The 17,701-nt window shown below is 50.9% G+C and carries 16 protein-coding genes; 3 read left to right on the top strand and 13 right to left on the bottom strand.

All coding sequences use genetic code 11. The features are described from left to right. Positions 1–14: 14 nt before the first annotated feature. Entirely contained in the window at positions 15–890 is an 876-nt protein-coding gene (locus ACJMNB_RS11765; RefSeq protein WP_405342669.1) for a hypothetical protein, read from the bottom strand. Positions 891–898: 8 nt separating this feature from the next. Further along, positions 899–1,591: a hypothetical protein gene (locus ACJMNB_RS11760; RefSeq protein WP_405342667.1), complete on the bottom strand. Its 693-nt coding sequence runs from the start codon at positions 1,589–1,591 to the stop codon at positions 899–901. Positions 1,592–1,612: 21 nt separating this feature from the next. Between ACJMNB_RS11760 and ACJMNB_RS11755 the strand changes: the two genes are divergently transcribed. Together ACJMNB_RS11755 and ACJMNB_RS11750 are read left to right on the top strand one after the other, a co-directional pair. Then, positions 1,613–2,104, top strand: a complete 492-nt coding sequence (locus tag ACJMNB_RS11755) for a peptide chain release factor-like protein (protein ID WP_405342665.1) — start codon at positions 1,613–1,615, stop codon at positions 2,102–2,104. Positions 2,105–2,215: 111 nt separating this feature from the next. Further along, complete coding sequence (locus ACJMNB_RS11750) at positions 2,216–3,451, top strand: lamin tail domain-containing protein (protein ID WP_405342663.1); 1,236 nt, start codon at positions 2,216–2,218, stop codon at positions 3,449–3,451. On the opposite strand, the gene ACJMNB_RS11745 is transcribed toward ACJMNB_RS11750, so the two are convergent. Beyond that, positions 3,448–3,903 carry a hypothetical protein gene (locus ACJMNB_RS11745; RefSeq protein ID WP_405342661.1) on the bottom strand — a complete coding sequence of 152 codons (456 nt, stop codon included), beginning with the start codon at positions 3,901–3,903 and terminating at the stop codon, positions 3,448–3,450. The two genes, ACJMNB_RS11750 and ACJMNB_RS11745, sit on opposite strands and share 4 nt — an antisense overlap. 100 nt (positions 3,904–4,003) lie before the next feature. Between ACJMNB_RS11745 and typA the strand changes: the two genes are divergently transcribed. Beyond that, entirely contained in the window at positions 4,004–5,836 is a 1,833-nt protein-coding gene (gene typA, locus ACJMNB_RS11740) for a translational GTPase TypA (protein WP_405342659.1), read from the top strand. A gap of 264 nt (positions 5,837–6,100) precedes the next feature. Here typA and ACJMNB_RS11735 read toward each other — a convergent pair whose 3' ends face one another. The 10 genes from ACJMNB_RS11735 to radC form a co-directional block, all read right to left on the bottom strand. Continuing rightward, positions 6,101–6,823: a fibrobacter succinogenes major paralogous domain-containing protein gene (locus tag ACJMNB_RS11735; protein ID WP_405342657.1), complete on the bottom strand. Its 723-nt coding sequence runs from the start codon at positions 6,821–6,823 to the stop codon at positions 6,101–6,103. Next, complete coding sequence (locus ACJMNB_RS11730; protein ID WP_405342655.1) at positions 6,820–7,563, bottom strand: hydroxymethylpyrimidine/phosphomethylpyrimidine kinase; 744 nt, start codon at positions 7,561–7,563, stop codon at positions 6,820–6,822. The genes ACJMNB_RS11735 and ACJMNB_RS11730 overlap by 4 nt, the downstream gene beginning before the upstream one ends. A 13-nt stretch (positions 7,564–7,576) precedes the next feature. Continuing rightward, on the bottom strand, positions 7,577–8,875 hold the full coding sequence (locus tag ACJMNB_RS11725) for an MgtC/SapB family protein (protein WP_405342653.1): 1,299 nt from the start codon (positions 8,873–8,875) through the stop codon (positions 7,577–7,579). 57 nt (positions 8,876–8,932) lie between these two features. Beyond that, positions 8,933–10,576 carry a GGDEF domain-containing protein gene (locus ACJMNB_RS11720; RefSeq protein WP_405342651.1) on the bottom strand — a complete coding sequence of 548 codons (1,644 nt, stop codon included), beginning with the start codon at positions 10,574–10,576 and terminating at the stop codon, positions 8,933–8,935. A gap of 72 nt (positions 10,577–10,648) precedes the next feature. Then, positions 10,649–11,134 (bottom strand): dihydrofolate reductase, encoded by a 486-nt coding sequence (locus ACJMNB_RS11715; RefSeq protein ID WP_405342649.1) that lies wholly within the window; start codon positions 11,132–11,134, stop codon positions 10,649–10,651. Between the two features lie 19 nt (positions 11,135–11,153). Continuing rightward, positions 11,154–11,966, bottom strand: a complete 813-nt coding sequence (locus ACJMNB_RS11710) for a thymidylate synthase (RefSeq protein ID WP_405342647.1) — start codon at positions 11,964–11,966, stop codon at positions 11,154–11,156. Positions 11,967–11,983: 17 nt separating this feature from the next. Next, positions 11,984–12,223 (bottom strand): hypothetical protein, encoded by a 240-nt coding sequence (locus tag ACJMNB_RS11705; protein ID WP_088628166.1) that lies wholly within the window; start codon positions 12,221–12,223, stop codon positions 11,984–11,986. Between the two features lie 26 nt (positions 12,224–12,249). Next, positions 12,250–13,923, bottom strand: a complete 1,674-nt coding sequence (locus ACJMNB_RS11700) for a GGDEF domain-containing protein (protein WP_405342645.1) — start codon at positions 13,921–13,923, stop codon at positions 12,250–12,252. A 195-nt stretch (positions 13,924–14,118) separates the two neighbouring features. After that, positions 14,119–16,740 carry an OmpA family protein gene (locus tag ACJMNB_RS11695; protein WP_405342643.1) on the bottom strand — a complete coding sequence of 874 codons (2,622 nt, stop codon included), beginning with the start codon at positions 16,738–16,740 and terminating at the stop codon, positions 14,119–14,121. A gap of 159 nt (positions 16,741–16,899) precedes the next feature. Further along, positions 16,900–17,586, bottom strand: coding sequence for a DNA repair protein RadC (radC, locus tag ACJMNB_RS11690; protein WP_405342641.1), 687 nt, complete (start codon positions 17,584–17,586; stop codon positions 16,900–16,902). Between the last annotated feature and the right edge of the window lie 115 nt (positions 17,587–17,701).

The following is a 17,701-nucleotide window of genomic DNA, read 5'->3' as shown; positions in this document are numbered from 1 at the left end:
TCCAGATTTAATCTTTAGCGGCGAATTTCCAGTTCCGAATAGCCATTTCCGTTGGTGCGGAATTCAATGGTTTCTCCGGCCGCCGTGGTGGCCTTGAAAAGCCTGAAAAACGGAGGTGCCACCCCGCGCACAAGAATCGCTTCCAGCTCCGAGCGCTTAAGCATCCACTTGGAATTCCAAGCAGGCATATACCAGTGCCACGGCTGCCAATTGAATACTCCACGGACCGACTGTACAAAGGCCCTGAGCATCAACGAATATTCGTACTTAAAGTAATCTTCGTAATCCGTCAAGATAGAGGCCTTTTCGTCAAGAGTCTTCGACGCATAATCCTTCACCATGTACAGGGGTTCGTCACCGTTCTTGTCGTAAGAAAAAATCATTCCCGACGGCAACAATTTCACATTCAAGTTGACCTTGTCCCGATGCACGTATTCAGTCTCGGAAACCTGTCTATAATCCCTGAAAACAACTTCGGGGCGAAGAACCGGATTAATGGACAAGGGAGCCGGCTTGGCATCGAGGGACTGCAACTCGTAAAACAGGATTGTTTCGCCATTACCCTTGGGTAAAAGGACTGCGGCGAGGGGCTTCGAGCGTTCCGTAATCACCCAAACCATTTCAGGCTTGTTCGCGCCATTGAGCATAGGGTCGAGAATCCCCATCAGCGACGGATCCTTGACGCCATTGATATCCCACTCCATCCAAGTTCCCGTACCACCTACGGAATCCAGCGTCGCAAAAAGGCGGTCACCGCTAAAGGGCTTCTTGGAATCGACGGCGCCCAGCACCTTTGCTGAGCCTGCCGTATAAGGCTTACCCTTGGGGGCGGCCCAAAGCATGGAGTTTAAACAAACTAGAACTACAAGGACAATCTTCGAAAAATTCATTTTCACCACTAGAAGCCAATGGGTTCGCAAAGGGAATCATCGAGTCTCGAATAGGTCATGTGGTATTCGCGATCCAGCCAGTAAAGAGCCAGCTTCTTGTTGCTCCAGCTCTTCTTGACGGCAGTAGCTTCGATACCCTTCGTAATCAGGGGAACCGTTTCAACCAGGTCCAGTTTCCAGGCCTTGTCGTCCCATTCAAAAATCATGATGGGCACTTCGGGGCTCTTTGCAAGTCCGATGCTTCCGCGATCATTCTTGACCTTCATGGGCCCCAGTTTCAACTTGGTAAAGTTATGGATGATTCCTGCCTTGGACATGTAAAGCCAAAGCATACGGTCTTCGGATACCTGCCACAAGTGTTCGCGTTCATAAAGGCGGTAAAGCAGAATGGAATAGGCTTCGTAGAACTGGCAGGTGTCCAGATCTTCAGGCTTATACACCCTGGCATGATTTTCCAGCGTATCCAGCCAGTATTCCGAAGAGTCAGTCATCATGGCATAGAGATCATCGGCAGGCGTATCTTCGCGAATGGCGACCAGGAAATTCTTGAACATGGTTTCGAGCATGGCCTGCTTATCGGATTCCTGAAGCACCACCTTTTCATTCTTGACTTCGGCGGATTCACCAGAGCCTGCATCTTTTTGGGCAGAAGAACCCGCACAAGCCGAAAAGAAGGCGCAAGCCCCAATCGCAAGGGCCATAACAATTGTATTTTTAAGTGTATGCATCGCGATACCTATTTAAAAATGACGCTGGACGAACTGCTCCGTGCCTGCACCCTCAAGGGTTTTCAAGGGTCGGGCCCCGGCGGTCAGCACCGCAACAAGACCAACACGGGCGTTCTACTCGGTTTACGTGAATTCAATTTAGAAATCAAATCCTGCGAAGGCAGGAGCGCTCACGAAAACAAGGTCCATGCGCTACACCGAATGCAAATGGCCCTGGCCCTGCAGGTCCGCGAAGCACCCGCAAACCCCGAAATGCCATTCCCGGGGAGCAACGGCCACCTGCAACCCTCCAATCCCCTGTTCCCGCTGTTTGTCGCCCATGTTTTCGACATCATGGCCACCAAGAACGGCGACACCAAGGCCGCTGCAGCCGCCTTCAACCTGACTCCCAGCGCCCTGGTGAAAATCCTGCGCCAAGACAAGGCCTGTGCCACCAAGCTGCAAGGGAACCGCAAGCAGAACGGGCAGAAAGCGCTGAAGCTTTAACCCTTAAAATAATTTTACATCGAACCCCCTCCAAAAGAGGGGTGTTTTTTGAACTGTTTTTTCAATTTTGGCGTGTTAATAAATAGGACCACTCAACCAAATGGAGGTAATATGAGTCCTATTAGAACAAAACATGCAACCATGGCCACATCGATCCTTTGCGCACTCGCATTCTGGAACTGTGGCAGCGAAACCCACGAAACTGGCACCGCCATCAGCAATTCGGAACAAGCGTCCGTCGCCCTCCGACTGCAATACAGCACTCCCCCACTGTTAGATAGCCTGGTGCTGGACTGCTACGGCGCAGACACGCTCCACTACGTACACTCTGCCGACAGCGCCCTTTTCAACATGGACCTTTTCCCCAGCGACAACTGGTCCTTCAAGGCCAAGATTTACGCCAACGGGGCCCTGATGCAAATGGGCGAACTGACCACCAAGCTACAAGCCGGATCCACCGAGAACCTATCCATCCAGATGCACCCCATCGTAGGCTTCGTGGTGGTAGAAGTCCCTACCGGACTCAAGAACGAAAGCGGAATCGTGGGCGGCACCATGACGCTCACTTCCAAAAATGACCGCTACGAAATCCCCATGGAAGAATCCACCGGCAAGATTTATTTCAAGAGCGGCATGCTCAAGCTGGGCGTGGAATACGATGTGCAGATTTCCCTGCTCGATTCTACAGGGAACGCCATCTACAGTCTAAGCGACAAGTTCCTGCTCACCGAAGACAGTCCGGTGCCCGACCTCACGCTGAACTCCCTCCGGAGCAAAGTGGCCTTGGGCATCAAGACCGCAGAGGAGCGCCATGTCGAAATCACGCTGTCGCTCCGGTCCGGATTCCGAAAGCCAAAAGCTGACAACCTCCTGATTACGGAATACTTCGCCGCCCCCGCCAAGGACTCGGCCCAGTACGAATTCGTCGAAATCTACAACGGGACAATCGACACCCTGCTCCTGGACGACTGCGTCTTGGGGATTACCAGTTCCAACACCCTCAAGCGCTACAACCTCACTACCAGCGAAATCCTGCCGGGAGCGGTGATGGTCCTAGGCGACGTCACGTCCGAAAAGACTCCGGCAGAACACGTGAACACCGACGGCTGGAGCGACATGACCAACAGCAAAGGGAGCATCATTCTGCAATGCGACGGAATCACCCTGGATTCCCTGTACTATGCAAACGCCCCCGACTCGTTGCATGCCAGCGTAGTGCCCGCCCTGGGTAGCGGTAAATACAATCAAAGTGGCCAACTGAACATTGACCACTGGAAAGTGCGTTCGGATTCCTCGGCCTGGTGTCTTGCGACACCCACTCCGGGCGAACTGAATTTCTGTAATTAAGCGTGAATCTGCGTATTGGCCCGTTCCACGTCGAAAAGCCTGCGAAGCAATTCGGTGCGGGACGGATCACGTTCTTCGGCAAGAGTCAGCGGACCCATATTCAAGGCCACCAGGATAGAACCCGGATAGTTGTTCGCGCTCTTGATGAAGTCGCTGGCGGAAACGCCTTCGGTGTAGAAGTCGACAACGAAAGTATCCCAGTCGTCGTTTTCGAGCTGTTCCTGGGCTTCGGCCTCGGTCTTTACAGCCTTGATGGTTGCACCCACAAGAAGGTCGGTCAGCACCGTCAGGCAAGCTTCGCGATGGGAATCGTCTTCTTCCCAAATCAGGATACGGCGGTCGCTATAGTCGCGAACCTGGGGAGTCTGGGCAAGGGAGTCCTCGGAATCAAACTTCTCGAGGGCGGCTTCGTCCATTTCTTCATCGTCAAAATTGTCGAATTCTTTTGCCATAGTAGCCCAAATATAGTAAACTTGGCCCCAAAACATTGCCATAATCGGCTATAATTTCTAAATTTGCGCGCAAAAATAAACGTCAATCAAAAGAGCCTTTATGGATACATCTAAAATCAGAAACGTCGCCATTATCGCCCACGTTGACCACGGTAAGACTACCCTGGTGGACCAGCTCCTCAAGCAGTGCGGAACCTTCCACGAAAACGAAGAAGTGAACGAACGCGTGATGGACTCCGACAACCTGGAACGTGAACGCGGCATCACCATCCTTTCCAAGAACACGAGCGTCATGTACAAGGGCTATCGCGTGAACATCGTCGATACCCCGGGGCACGCCGACTTCGGTGGCCAGGTGGAACGCGTTCTTGGTACGGTGGACGGCGTGATTCTGGTGGTGGACGCCTTCGAAGGCCCCATGGCCCAGACCCGCTTCGTGACCCAGAAGGCCCTCGAAATGGGACTTATTCCTATCGTTGTCGTGAACAAGATCGACCGCGACGGCTGCAACCCCCACGGTGCCCTCGACAAGGTGTTCGACCTGTTCTGCGAACTCGACGCCAACGAACAGCAGCTGGACTTCGACAAGGTGTTCGGTTCTGGCCGTAAGGGCATCTGCAAGGCCGAAATGGAAGACCCGGATGGCGACTTCCACATTTTGATGGACAAGATTATCGAACGTATCCCGGCTCCGAAGGGCGATCCGGCTGCAGAACCGCTTCTGCAGATTGCTTCCCTCGAATACTCGGGCTTCCTCGGTCGTTTGGCCGTGGGCCGCGTGCAGCAGGGTACCTTCAAGCCGAACCTGACCGTTGCCCAGTCCATGAGCGACGGCAAGGTCAAGAACATCCGTATCCAGAAGATTCTGCGTTACGAAGGCCTGACCCCGCAACCCATCGAAGAAGCCGGTCCGGGCGACATCATCTTGATTGCCGGTCTCGACAACTTCGACATCGGTGATACCCTTTCTTCGACGAGCAATCCGGTGCACCTCCCCCGCATCCACATTGACCCGCCGACCATCTCCATGCTCTTCACCGTGAACACCTCGCCCCTGGCCGGTAAGTACGGTGGAAAGTTCATGACGGGTAACCAGCTCCAGGAACGTCTGGAACGCGCCCACATGGCTGACCCCGCCCTCCTCGTCGAAAAGGTCGACGGCGCATCTACCTTCAAGGTGTCCGGCCGTGGCATTCTCCACTTGACCATCCTCGTCGAAAACATGCGTCGTGAACTCTATGAATTCACCATCGGTTCTCCGCAGGTGATCTTCAAGAACGACGAAAACGGCAAGCTCCTGGAACCGATCGAAGAATTCAAGGTCGAAGTGCCGAACGAATTCAGCGGCGCCTGCATTCAGGAAATCAACACCCGTAAGGGCGAAATGGTCAACATGACCACCGACGAAAACGACCGCGTGACCCTCGAATACCTCGTTCCGAGCCGTGGCCTTATCGGTATCCGCCCGAAGCTGCTCTCCCTTTCCAAGGGTTACGCCATCAGCCAGTCCATCTTCAAGGACTACGAACCGTACAAGGGCGAAATTCCGGCCCGCGTGAACGGCGTGCTCATTGCCAAGGAACCGGGCGAAGCCGCAAGCTATGCCCTTTCCAACTTGGAAGACCGTGGTTACCTCATCATCGGACCGGGTGCCGAAGTTTATCCGGGCATGATCGTGGGTGAACACAACCGCGACGTCGATATCATCGTGAACGTCACCAAGGGTAAGCACCTCACCAACATGCGCTCCAAGTCCGCTGACGACATGATCCAGCTGACTCCGTACCGCCGCCTGACTTTGGAAGAATGCGTCACCTTCATTAACGAAGACGAATGCATCGAAGTCACGCCGGAAGTGCTGCGCCTCCGCAAGACCGAGCTCGACCCGATCAAGCGCAAGCAGCTCTCCAAGCGCCCTGCTGAGGAAGATTAATTTCTACGTCATTGCGAGCCCCGACGGGGCGAAGCAATCCACAAAATTTAAGGCACCCTACGGGGTGCCTTTTTTGTTTTATAAAGGGGGAAGACTCCCCCTAATTACAGCCCCGACTCAGCCTGCTCGCAAAGACGTTTTTGAAAAGCATTGATGCGCTTACGATTTTCATGTTATGCTCCGAAAGGGAAAAGCTCTTCTCTAAAAACAATTAAAAAATTACAAATTTCCCAGATAGCAATCACACGTTAAGTAAAACGATGGCTAAGGCGCTGCGGGGGCGTCTTCCACGCAGCGAACGGAGATTGCATAATGTTTAAAACACTTGTCCACTCTCGCTTTACCAAAGGCATCCAAAACAACACACGTAGCCAATTTCAAATACAAATCGGAAGAACTCAAAAAATGCGTGATACTACCATTTTGACCAAAGTGGCCTTCATCATCTCTGCCGGATACCGCAAAAGCGGAAAATCCTAAATCATTCGTTGCAGCCGGATACCCTTCGTAGTCATTCCATTCTCTAGTTGCCCTAAGGGCTACGCATGCCTCAGATTCATCACCCGCCAAAGCCAACAAAGCAGTCCATTCCTCTTTCGACGGCAAATGCCAGCCGTCAGGACAAACACCTTTAATGTTGCCAGAAATTTCGCAAACCTTTTCATAGCCACAATCCAAAGGATTATCTTCATCATTTGCTAGCGCCACCGAATCAATCGCCGCAGCCCAGGTATAAAGCCGACCGTATTTTTTACACATTTCTAAATCATCGGCATAACAATAGCTATTCTCCACCTCGAAATTCAAATTTTGCGCCATCCAGGTTTGTTCACCGATAACAATCGTCTTGTAAACTTGACCATCTCGCTCATCGGTAAAGGAGCCGTAAGTATGTTCCTTTACATATACATTATGGGAATTTTCTGTACTTTCACAACCCAGAAGGCCAAGAGCAATCACAGCCAGCGCAATTGAAATTTTTCTCATACCAAGAACCCCAGCCGACCTTCGCCGCTTTTCAGGTATTCGTTCATGTACTGCTTGGCGATTTCGCAGGCGGTGGGCACATCCTTGCCGAGGGCCACGTTTGCAAGGATTGCAGAACTCAGCACACAGCCCGTGCCATGCTTGCCCTTGCCAGGCAATCGCGGACTCCTGAACTTGTACTGTTCGTCCTTATACCACAAGGTATCAATCGATTCCTTGCCTCTAGCGTGCCCGCCCTTCAACAGTACCGCAAAATCACGGCCCATCTTGATCTGTTCACGAGACTCCGCAAGGCCGAGCCCCAAGTAGGCAAATTCATCTTGGTTCGGCGTCACCAAGTCAATAGACTTCATAATCGGCAAGAACTTTTCGGCATCCCGCATAAAGTGGAAACCGGCCGACGCACTTGCAATGGGGTCCCATACGATGAATGCATCCGGCGACTTTTCGCGGACAAATTCCACAATGCGCTTCAAGGTGCGAGACTTTTCCACAAGGCCGATTTTTACATACTTAAATGTGTGCTTTTTGAAAAGCGTTTCTAGCTGTGCCTCGATGCGGTCCCAAATGACCCAGCCGGGTGCCACGAATTCTTCTTCGTTTTGCTGCGTAAGCGCCGTACAGACCGCCTGGCCGTAAACGCCAAAATGCGCCATCGTCTTGATGTCCGAGATAAAGCCTGCTCCGGCAGAGCCATCAAAGCCAGCCACCGTCAAAGCGTGAATCATTTTTTCACCCATACCCTATCCTTTTTTATAAAAATGCATAATACCCAATGAGACCCGCCGTCACCAAGCAAATCAAGATTACCGCAGGCAATATCGGACGTCGCATGGACTTTGCACCCAAGAAAAACACCAAGCCACCCTTCGTAATCGTATTGGCGAGACTAGCAAACAACAATGCCAGCACCAATTCACGTACCGGGAGTCCCGCTTTCAAGTTCATGTCGATTACAGAGAAGGCCACCGCATCCATTTCGGCTGCACCACCCAAGAAGCTACAAGCAAGCAGCGCTCCCGAACCCAGGTAAACGCGAGCCGCATTGGCCACGAACATAACGCAGGTAAAGATGACGCCAAACTTGATCGCAGGCAACAGCTTGAAGGGGTTCGTAAAATCAGCCGACTTCTGCTGGTGATTGCGGAACTCTTTCACCTTGAGGTAAAGCGCATAACCCAGCGCAGGCACCACCGGCAACAACAGCGGCAATGCTAAAGGCCCCGCCAAGGAGCTGCTCAAGAAAATGCAAATCAGGTAAAGGCGGGCGTACATCACCGCCCAGCTCAGCACAATGCCAAGGGTAAAGTCAGAGGCATAATCTTCATTTTCGCGGCTGCGCCCAGCCAAATTCAAGGTCAGCGCCGTACTGCTGGCAAGTCCGCCAAGCAAGCCCGTAAGCCAAATGCCCTTGCCCGGCCCCACAAGCTTGATCAAGCCGTAGCCTACAAAACCGATGCCCGAAATGAACACCACAAAAATCCAGATTGACCGCGGATTCAAGACTTCAAGTCCCGGCGGACCGTAGGAATTGTTCGGGAGGAAGGGCAACACCAGCGCCGTAATCACCGCGAATTTCACGATGGCAATAATGTCTTCCTTGGAAAGACGTTGGGCAAAAGTATGCAACTGCTCCTTCGCCGAAAGCACCCAGAGCATGACCACCAGCACAATGCAGGACTCCAGCAGCCGCCCGTACCAAGAAATGGCTCCCAGCAAATACACCACAAGAACCGCAATATTGGTCGTTATTCCATCGTTACTCTCCGCCGGTTGCCCTTCTTGGGGGCGACGCCCCATGGCATAGGACAAATGAGAAGCCACAAGCAAAAGCCCGATAACGATAAAACCGGTCACAAAGGGAGCAACACCGTTCATCAAATCCGAAAGCATAGCCGTCATGGCACCGGCAAGGCCCACCAGCGTAAACGAGCGTACACCAGCCGGATGGCGATCCGACTTGTCCATATACGTATGCTCGCGCTGCAGCCCGATAATCAGGCCAATGCCAATGGCAGCCGCCAAACGGTAAAAAACATTAAAGTCAAGCATGCCTTTAATATATACTAAAAAAGGGGGAAAAGTTACCAATAACTCGGAAAAGCCGCTCTACAGCCTTGCGAGCTTCGACTTCATGGAGGATTTCATGGCGTACATGCGCTCATCCGCCAAATGATAGACTTTTTCTGCATCAACGCCCTTTTCTTCAGCAACGCTGAAAGAATACTTCAAAAATTCGTGCTTGAAGGCAATTCCATAGGCAACTTCCAAGGGAACCGGCAATTTTGCACTGCTGTTTTTCTGGAGTTCCGTCATTTTCGAAATGGCACTACCCACATCAGCCACATGTTCACTGCGAACAATGGCCAGGAATTCATCGCCACCCACACGAATGGTGGTTCCAATACCTCTGAAAGCCTCCCTAAAGACGTCTGCAAAGGTTTTAATGAACCGGTCTCCTTCGTTATGGCCATGATTGTCATTCACTTCTTTAAGACCGTTCATATCGATGCTTACAAAGGCATAGTCGCCAAAGCTCTTATCCAGGATTTCAAAAATCTGCTGGCACTTGGCACGGTTATAGAGCCCCGTCAGGGCATCCAAATAAGCCATTGTCGCCAAAGCACCCTTTTCGGCACGGTCTTCCAAAATGTAGACCAAGTAAACGACATAACTTTGAACAAGCAACAGCACAAAGCCCAGCGTACCCAGAGGAATCCAGGAGGATTCCAGCAGCGGGTTGTCGGTCGCGATATAACGGGTTAAGTTAAAACGAAACAGGTCCGCCACGACCATCACCACGAAGAACAAGACGCCACGGGAAAGAATTTTTCCGGACTCATCCATTTTCCTGTTGTAGAGAATACCGGAAAACACAAAGTAAGCCAATCCGGCAAAGACAACCAGATGGAAAAACGCCAGCAATTTAGGGTAGAACAACAAGCCCGTAAAATGAAGAACCGATGCGACAAGCAGGAATACGATTTCATAGCCTACCAAGAACTTCATGATCAAGGTTTTGGAACGGCCAAGATGCGTCTTGTGCATGTTCCATAGCAACAGCGTAAACGGAATCGGAGCAAAATAAAGGCAGATATATTCAAGAGTCGTATTGAGCGTCAAATTGTAAGACACAATCTGGATCAGTTTCGTGTAGCACATGGTCCAAGTGCCGAAGGTAAAAGACAGGAGTCCAATCATCAGCAGACGGAAATAGTTGACCCCGTATATCCGCATGACCACACCGACCAAAACCGCCAGCACGCCAAAAAGGATAAGGAAGATTCCAATGACAAGGGCAAAAACATGGCGTGAAGAATAATCACTCATGGCATATTCTTCAGGCAACAGTTCGTATTTCGAAAAAACAATCTTCCTGTTGTCTACTTTTTCAACAAGGACCACTTTCAATTTCTGGTGTTCGCCATGGTTCAAGTGGACATAATGGTAACCGCACCCAGGGAACACCCTGTTTTTACCATATTCATACACACTCTTGCCGTTTTCAAAAACTTCTACCGCCGTATGGGCGGTTCGAAACCTGAAAACAGAATTCGACAGTAATTTTGCAGGAATCAGACCTTCCAAGATCAGCGAATCGCCGCTTTTGAGATTCTTGGGGAAAGTGTAATTCGCCAAAGACTCTACTTCAGTTTTTTCGCCTTTGTATGTAATAGTCCAGCCCTTGTCAAAGCGGACATGTCTCGGCGCAACGCCGCTGGAACGAACGGCACCCAAAAAAACGACAAACAACAAAAGAAAAACAACGGCCGAAACCGACGTCACCCACAAATATTGCTTATGAATTTTTTCAGGTTCTACCAATTAGCGCTCCCAGACTTCAAAGGTTGTCGGATAATCGTTCTTCTCGTCGGCTTCAAAGCGTTCTTCGCTCACCTTATGCCAACCATCGCCCCATTCCGGGAACAGCACATCGCCGACCACATCGGCAAGTACGCGAGTCACGTAAAGCTTTTGTACCAGGGGCATGGCTTCGCGGTAAACCGCCGCGCCGCCAATGATAAAGCATTCCGTTTCGTGGGCGGCGCGAGCGCTCTCAATCGCCTGAGAAAGATTATTGCAAACAATGCAGCCAGGAGCTTCAAAAGCCGCATTCCGAGTCAGCACGTAATTGGTGCGGTTCGGGAGCGGGCGGCCTATGTCGTCGTAATTCTTGCGGCCAAGCACAATAGAGTGCCCGGTGGTAATCGCCTTAAAGCGCTTAAGGTCTGCCGACAAATGCCACGGCAAATGGCCATCGCGACCGATTACATTATTCTGAGAAATTGCGACTATTGCAGAAATCAGCATCTCTTTGCCTCCCCTATACTTACACGGCTATAGGCGCCTTGATGGTGGGCCACGGGTCGTAATCCACCAGTTCAAAATCTTCGAACTTGAATTCGAAAAGATCCTTCACGGCAGGATTCAACTTCATGGTCGGGAGCTTGCGGGGCGTACGGGTCAGCTGTTCGCGGGCCTGTTCGAAATGGTTCGAATACAGGTGCGTATCGCCCAGGGTATGAATGAATTCGCCCGGTTCGTAGTCGCAGACCTGGGCAAGCATCAAGGTCAAGAGCGCATAAGAAGCAATATTGAAGGGCACGCCGAGGAAAGTATCGGCACTGCGCTGGTAAAGCTGGCAGCTGAGTTTGCGCTTGCCAGAGGCGCCAACACCGCCTACATAGAACTGGAACAGACAGTGGCAAGGCGGCAAGGCCATCTTGTCCACTTCAGAAACATTCCATGCGCACACCAAGTGGCGGCGGGAATCGGGATTGTTCTTGAGGCTGTTCACCAAATTCTGGATCTGGTCGATATGACCGCCATCGGGGGTCGGCCAGCTACGCCACTGGTGGCCATAAACGGGGCCCAAATCACCGTTTTCGTCGGCCCATTCGTCCCAAATGGTCACCTTGTTGTCATGCAAGTACTTGATATTGGTATCGCCCTTCAAGAACCACAGAAGTTCATGAATAATGGACCGCAAGTGAAGCTTTTTCGTCGTCAGGCAAGGGAATCCCTTGGACAAATCATAACGGCACTGGCGGCCAAATACAGAACGGGTTCCCGTCCCCGTACGGTCAGAACGGTCTACCCCATTATCCAAAATATCTTTGAGTAAGTCTAAGTACTGTTGCATAGTTTTAATTTAATAATTTACTCACCAAAAATTTCTACGCGCTTGTACTGTTTCACCTTTTTGTCTTCGGTGACCGCTTTTTCACGCAAAAGGGCATTGACTGCCTGCAAAATGAGATCTTGGGTATGCTTGGGCACGGGCTTCTTGCCAAGGCGAGCCTTCTGCACCATCTTGTGATTCAAATTGGCCGGGAGCATTTCCACCAGGTCATGGTTGGAAGCTTCCAAGGACTGGAGAATTTCATCGAGTTTAGTCATAAACCCTAATATAAAAATCCCCAGCCTCACTTTCTGACTAAATTCGACTTCATCGACGCTTTCATGGCATACATGCGTTCATCGGCCAAATGATACACGTCCTCTGTCCCGACGCGGACATTCTCTCCGGAACCGGAGGCTCCTTTTAAAAGTTCATTCCTGTACGCAATGCCATAAGCCACTTCCAAGGGAATCGGCAACTTTACGCTACGGGCCTTCTGGAGTTCGGCCATCATGGACAAGGCCCCCTCCACATCGCAAACATGTTCGCTCCGAACAATCACCAAGAATTCATCGCCACCCACGCGGATGATCGAACCAATCCCTGCAAAGGCATCTTTAAGCACATCGGCAAAAGCCTTAATCAGCTTATCACCGGTACTATGGCCATAATTGTCATTCGCCAGTTTCAGACCATTCATGTCGATACTCACGATGGCATAATCGCCATCGCCTTTATCAAGCACTCCAAAAATCTGCAGGCACTTGGCGCGGTTATAAAGTCCCGTCAGCGCATCCTTATAGGCCATCTCCGACAAGGCATCCTTCTCGGCCTTTTCAGAAAGCAACTGGTACACATAAACTAAATAGCTAAGAACAAGCAACAGAACAAATGCAGAAGTCCCCACCGGAAGCAGCGTCATTTCAAGGACAGAATGTTCCATATGCACATACTTGGCCACGTTGAAGCGGACAAGGTCAATCACCGCAAAGCCGCCAAATACGGAGACTCCCGCCGAAAGGATTTTACCGGGAGCGTCGAAATGACGGTTATACAGGATTCCCGCAAAAATCATATAACCCAGTCCAACAATCGCATAAACATGGAACATCCACAATGTTCTCGGGAAGCGCAATACATGAGTTCCGTTCAATATGATCGTCGACACTAGGAATATTACACCAACAGCAGCAACGCAAAGAAGTCCCCACCAACGAGCTTTACTGATTTTCTTGTAATGCAAGTGCAGCAACAGCAAGCACAGCGGAATCGGGGCGGTATACAGGCTAATATATTCCAGACACGTGTTGAACGAAAAATCAAGAGAGAAAATTTGCATCAGTCTCGTATAACAAATCGTCCATAAGCCTAGGCTAAAAGAAAGAACGCCCGTCATCAAGATCCGGAAAAAAGACATTCCGTAATAGAACGCGCCCAAACTACAAAATAGGGAAAGGGCTCCGAACAAAAGCGAGAACAGCCCAACCGCCAACGACATGGAATGCCTGGCAAAGAAATCCCCATAGGCGTACCTGGCAGGCAACACTTCCATTATCGGCAAAACATCCCACGCATCATCTTCAGCCATATGGAACCGAAGTTCAAGCATCCTGTTCTTATACTGCAGAACTCCCAAGTACACGAAATGGAGGCTGCTTCCGACCACACTCCCTTCCGTGAAGTCTTTCTTGCCGCTTGAATACAGCAGGTCATGGTCTCGATAGGCTTCTATGAACGCATGATAGGTTTCAAAACGCAGTACCGGATTTTCCGGATAATCCGTCCCCAGCCTACGTCTCAAAATAAGGGAATCGCCCCTCTTTATACTATGATCCTCAAAGGCAAAATCCTTGATAGAGGGAATTTCGGTCGTATCATCGTGGAATATAAGCGTCCAACCTTCATCCAGATTAAGGATGGAATCGTACTTGCCCTGCTTAAGAACATTCGCTATCACAACGTTGATTATCATCATCATCGCGATGGCCAATATCCAAGCAAATATTTTCCGACGCCTATTCATTATAAACCTTGACGCTCCCCATAAAAATTAATCTAATAAAACAAATCGGAAAAAGTCCTAAAAAATATCCTTTTTCATTGTTACCAAAACTGCACAAAAAAATCCCCGGCCCTATCGGGTCGGGGATGATTTCAATGCTTTAGAAACCGATTACTGCACCAGGTTGCTTTCGCACTGGGTACCGTCGTTATCCGGCGTTACGAAGTGCATTTCGATACGGCGGTTCATTTCGCGGCCTTCGGCAGTGCTGTTGTCGTCGATCGGGCAGCTAGAGCCCATACCGATAGCCTTGATACGATCCTTCTTCACGCCAGCCTTGGTGAGGGTCTTCATCACTTCCTTAGCGCGGTTTTCGGAAAGCTTCTGGTTGGTCTTTTCCTTACCCACGTTGTCGGTGTGACCCTGGATTACAATCTTCAGATCCTTGTAGCTGTCTTCGTTCACGAGCTTCTTAGCCACATTCTGGAGGATCTTCTTAGCGTTGGATTCCAAGGTAGCCTTGCCGCTCTTGAAGGTCACGCCATCGAGCTTTTCAACAGCCTTCTTCGGGCAGCCATGGCCATCGTCACCCGGTTCATCCGGGCAGCGGTCGATACCGGTACAAACGCTTTCGAATTCCTTCTGCAGCTTCTTGGTAGCAACCCATTCAGAGCAGACGCCATCCTTATCCGGGTCCGGATCGTCGTCAATCGGACAACCCTTGTTCCATTCAGGACCGGCTTCAAGTTCGCAACGGTCATAGCCGCGGCACATATCCTTGAACTGGTCAAGCATCTTCTGCTTGGTCACCCACGGAGAGCAGAGGGAGTCACCATCCGGGTCCGGGCTTTCCATCGGGCAGCCCTGAGCAAATGCTTCACCGGCTTCGGTCGGGCACTTGTCGACGCCAGAGCAGATACCGTCATACTGATCGAGCATATTCTTTTCGGTTACCCACGGATCGCAGAGGCCATCCTTATCGGTATCCGGGTTGCCAAGCGGGCAGCCTTCGTTGGTTGCAGGACCAAGTTCGGTCGGGCACTTGTCGATACCCTTACAGGACTTGTCGATGAACCATTCCTTAGCCATATTTTCGTCTTCGGCAGCCTTTTCGAAGTAGAAGCCCATCTTCTTTTCGGTCACCCACGGGTCGCAGAGGCCATCGTTATCGGCATCCGGATCATCCCATGCGCAACCCTTGTTGGCAGCAGAACCAGCTTCACCCGGGCACATATCGTAGCCCTTACAGATGTCAGCGAATTCATTCATGGCACCTTCGTCAGTGACCCACGGAGAGCAGAGACCGTCACCATCCGGGTCCGGCTGCTTGGTCGGGCAACCGTTGAATGCCGGAGAACCAGCCTGGGCCGGGCAATCGTCAATGCCTTCGCAAACGTTGGCAAACTTCTTGGTCATCTTCTTCTGAGACACCCAAGCGTCGCAAACGCCGTCACCATCAGCATCCGGATTGTCAAGCGGGCAACCATCGTCGCCTTCGCCAGCTTCGTTGGGGCACTGGTCTACGCCTTCGCAAACTTCAATAAATTCAGATTCAAAGCCCTTTTCTGCAACCCAGGAATCGCAAACGCCGTCTTCGTCAGCGTCCGGATTACCCAACGGGCAACCCTGGTTCAGACGGTGACCAACATCGTCCGGGCACTTATCTTCATCATCCGTAACGCCATCGCCATCGCGGTCCTGAGCAAGCAGGAATCCACTCCAGGTGATACCGCCATAAACGGTGTATTCCGGGTTCACGCGGATACGGCTAGCCGTGACACCACCCGGACGTTCGCTAGTTTCGAGAACATTGCTTGCCACAAACTTATCACCACCCAGGTAGTAAGAAGCACCCATGTGGAGATCGACACCGACCGGCAGGTGGAACACCAAGGCACCGGTCAACTGCTTCATGTCAAGCTTGCCGTCACCATTGTCGAAACACGCATCTTCAATGCAATACTCGTATTTATCCATCTGGATATCCCAGTAGTATTCCACGAAGAGCGACATGAAATCCATAAAGTAGATTTCAGCAGCGGCGCTCATGAACGGGAGGGACAAATAATCAGAATTTGTCGTATAGCGGTAGCCGCCGTTCAAGTGCAACAGGAACGGGAAACCGTCACCACCGTCGAGCTTGCTTGCATCCATCGTTACAGCAAGACCGCCCTTAACCGTGGTAATCTTGTGTCCGAAGGGGTATGCAGTACCAGTCTTCTTGTTGATGTATTCCGGTTCACGAATCCAGAGGCCCTGTTTTTCGGCATTGGCGGTACCGGCAGTCACACCACCGAACACGGCAATATCGAACATCTGATCTTCGGGCAGCGGGAAACGGGCCTTCAAGTCAACCTTGAGGTTACCCACATAGCCAACCTTGGTATTGGGAATGGCACCCTGGCCACCCACGTCCTCGGCATTGAACTGGTCGTAATAGACCGGCATGGTCACGCCCAAGTCAAAGTAATGCCAAATGCCGATGGCAAAGCCGATATAGGCACTTCCGCCCACAAAGTCTGCTACCGGAGCATTCTTATCGCTAACAAGACTACCTTCTACATTGTAAGTTTCTTCGTGAAGAGCAGTACCAGTGGCCTCATTGTTCGGGAACATGTCGTTACCGAAAGTTGCATCGCCCAAAAGGGTAAATACTAATTTGGAATGTCCCAAGGACTGGGCAGACTGGGTCTTGTTCACACCCACAAAGCCTTCCTTGTTGATTGTCTGGGGATGTCCGGCAAAGGCAGAAGCTGCCAAAGCGAGGGCAAGACCCATAGCTACCTTATTCATAGCGTCTCCTTATAGTGGGCGGCCTACCAAACAAGGCTACCCGATTTAACTATTGTAAATATAACTTATTACTCAAAAAAGCAACAAAAAAATGCTCTTTTTTTTACGTATTTAATGAAAATCACACAACAAACGGACTGTAAAATTTTTGCAACAAATTTATTCCTGGTCTGTTTCGAAGGTCCGTTCGAACATTTCCGGCTGCATCCTGCAAATACTGGAAAATCCGCCCTTCCCCACAATAATGTGGTCCAATACGGGTATTTGCAAAATACGCCCCGATGCACAGAGCACGCGGGTAATGGCCAAATCTTCTAGACTGGGTTCCGGGGAGCCCGAAGGGTGATTATGGGCAAAAACCACCGATACGGCACGATCCTCGATGGCCTTCGCAAAGGCTTCGCGGGGGTGTACAGGCGTCTTGTTGACAAGTCCCGTCGTGATTTCATGAACCCGAATCACGCAATTGACCGAATTCAGGGTCACAACGACCAAATGCTCCTGCTCCTCGTATTTCAAAAATGATAGTCTGGACATGAGGTCATCCGGCGACATTATGGGATTTGACTTGGCGCTTAGGATATAGCGGCCTGAAAGTTCCAAGCAGGCAAGTACCTGGGCAGCCTTTACCTTGCCCAAGCCACGAATTTCCCGAATTTTGCTGAGAGAGGGCACCTGGGTCTGGTTTGCAAGGAAATCCGCCAGGTGGCGAGACAGTTCGAATACGTTGCAGTCCTGGTTTCCGCTCCCCAGAATCAGGGCGAGCAGTTCTTCGTTGGAAAGGGCGGAGGCCCCCATTTTTTCGATTTTTTCACGGGGCATCTGTACAGGAAGGTTTTGAATCACGTTTATTCCTTTTTTAGTGGTGTATCTATATATTACACGCCAAATCCGGAAAAACAGTTCAAAATCGCTCCTTCTCCCCCGCACATTTTCTATTTTTGGGCTAAATCACTTGAAC

The organism is Fibrobacter sp. (assembly GCF_045131395.1).
Classification (GTDB): Bacteria; Fibrobacterota; Fibrobacteria; order Fibrobacterales; family Fibrobacteraceae; genus Fibrobacter.
The sequence above is the reverse complement of the archived record's forward strand: the minus strand, read 5'-3'. Positions and strand labels throughout refer to the sequence as shown.

What these genes read in the sequence shown, in the direction of transcription:
- ACJMNB_RS11715 (WP_405342649.1), bottom strand. Translation starts at nt 11,134, where the DNA reads ATGCTGATTTCTGCAATAGTCGCAATTTCTCAGAATAATGTAATCGGT.
- ACJMNB_RS11750 (WP_405342663.1), top strand. Translation starts at nt 2,216, where the DNA reads ATGAGTCCTATTAGAACAAAACATGCAACCATGGCCACATCGATCCTT.
- ACJMNB_RS11765 (WP_405342669.1), bottom strand. Translation starts at nt 890, where the DNA reads ATGAATTTTTCGAAGATTGTCCTTGTAGTTCTAGTTTGTTTAAACTCC.
- ACJMNB_RS11730 (WP_405342655.1), bottom strand. Translation starts at nt 7,563, where the DNA reads ATGGGTGAAAAAATGATTCACGCTTTGACGGTGGCTGGCTTTGATGGC.
- ACJMNB_RS11725 (WP_405342653.1), bottom strand. Translation starts at nt 8,875, where the DNA reads ATGCTTGACTTTAATGTTTTTTACCGTTTGGCGGCTGCCATTGGCATT.
- ACJMNB_RS11710 (WP_405342647.1), bottom strand. Translation starts at nt 11,966, where the DNA reads ATGCAACAGTACTTAGACTTACTCAAAGATATTTTGGATAATGGGGTA.
- ACJMNB_RS11760 (WP_405342667.1), bottom strand. Translation starts at nt 1,591, where the DNA reads ATGGCCCTTGCGATTGGGGCTTGCGCCTTCTTTTCGGCTTGTGCGGGT.
- ACJMNB_RS11705 (WP_088628166.1), bottom strand. Translation starts at nt 12,223, where the DNA reads ATGACTAAACTCGATGAAATTCTCCAGTCCTTGGAAGCTTCCAACCAT.
- ACJMNB_RS11755 (WP_405342665.1), top strand. Translation starts at nt 1,613, where the DNA reads ATGCATCGCGATACCTATTTAAAAATGACGCTGGACGAACTGCTCCGT.
- ACJMNB_RS11745 (WP_405342661.1), bottom strand. Translation starts at nt 3,903, where the DNA reads ATGGCAAAAGAATTCGACAATTTTGACGATGAAGAAATGGACGAAGCC.
- ACJMNB_RS11735 (WP_405342657.1), bottom strand. Translation starts at nt 6,823, where the DNA reads ATGAGAAAAATTTCAATTGCGCTGGCTGTGATTGCTCTTGGCCTTCTG.
- ACJMNB_RS11700 (WP_405342645.1), bottom strand. Translation starts at nt 13,923, where the DNA reads ATGATGATGATAATCAACGTTGTGATAGCGAATGTTCTTAAGCAGGGC.
- ACJMNB_RS11695 (WP_405342643.1), bottom strand. Translation starts at nt 16,740, where the DNA reads ATGAATAAGGTAGCTATGGGTCTTGCCCTCGCTTTGGCAGCTTCTGCC.
- typA (WP_405342659.1), top strand. Translation starts at nt 4,004, where the DNA reads ATGGATACATCTAAAATCAGAAACGTCGCCATTATCGCCCACGTTGAC.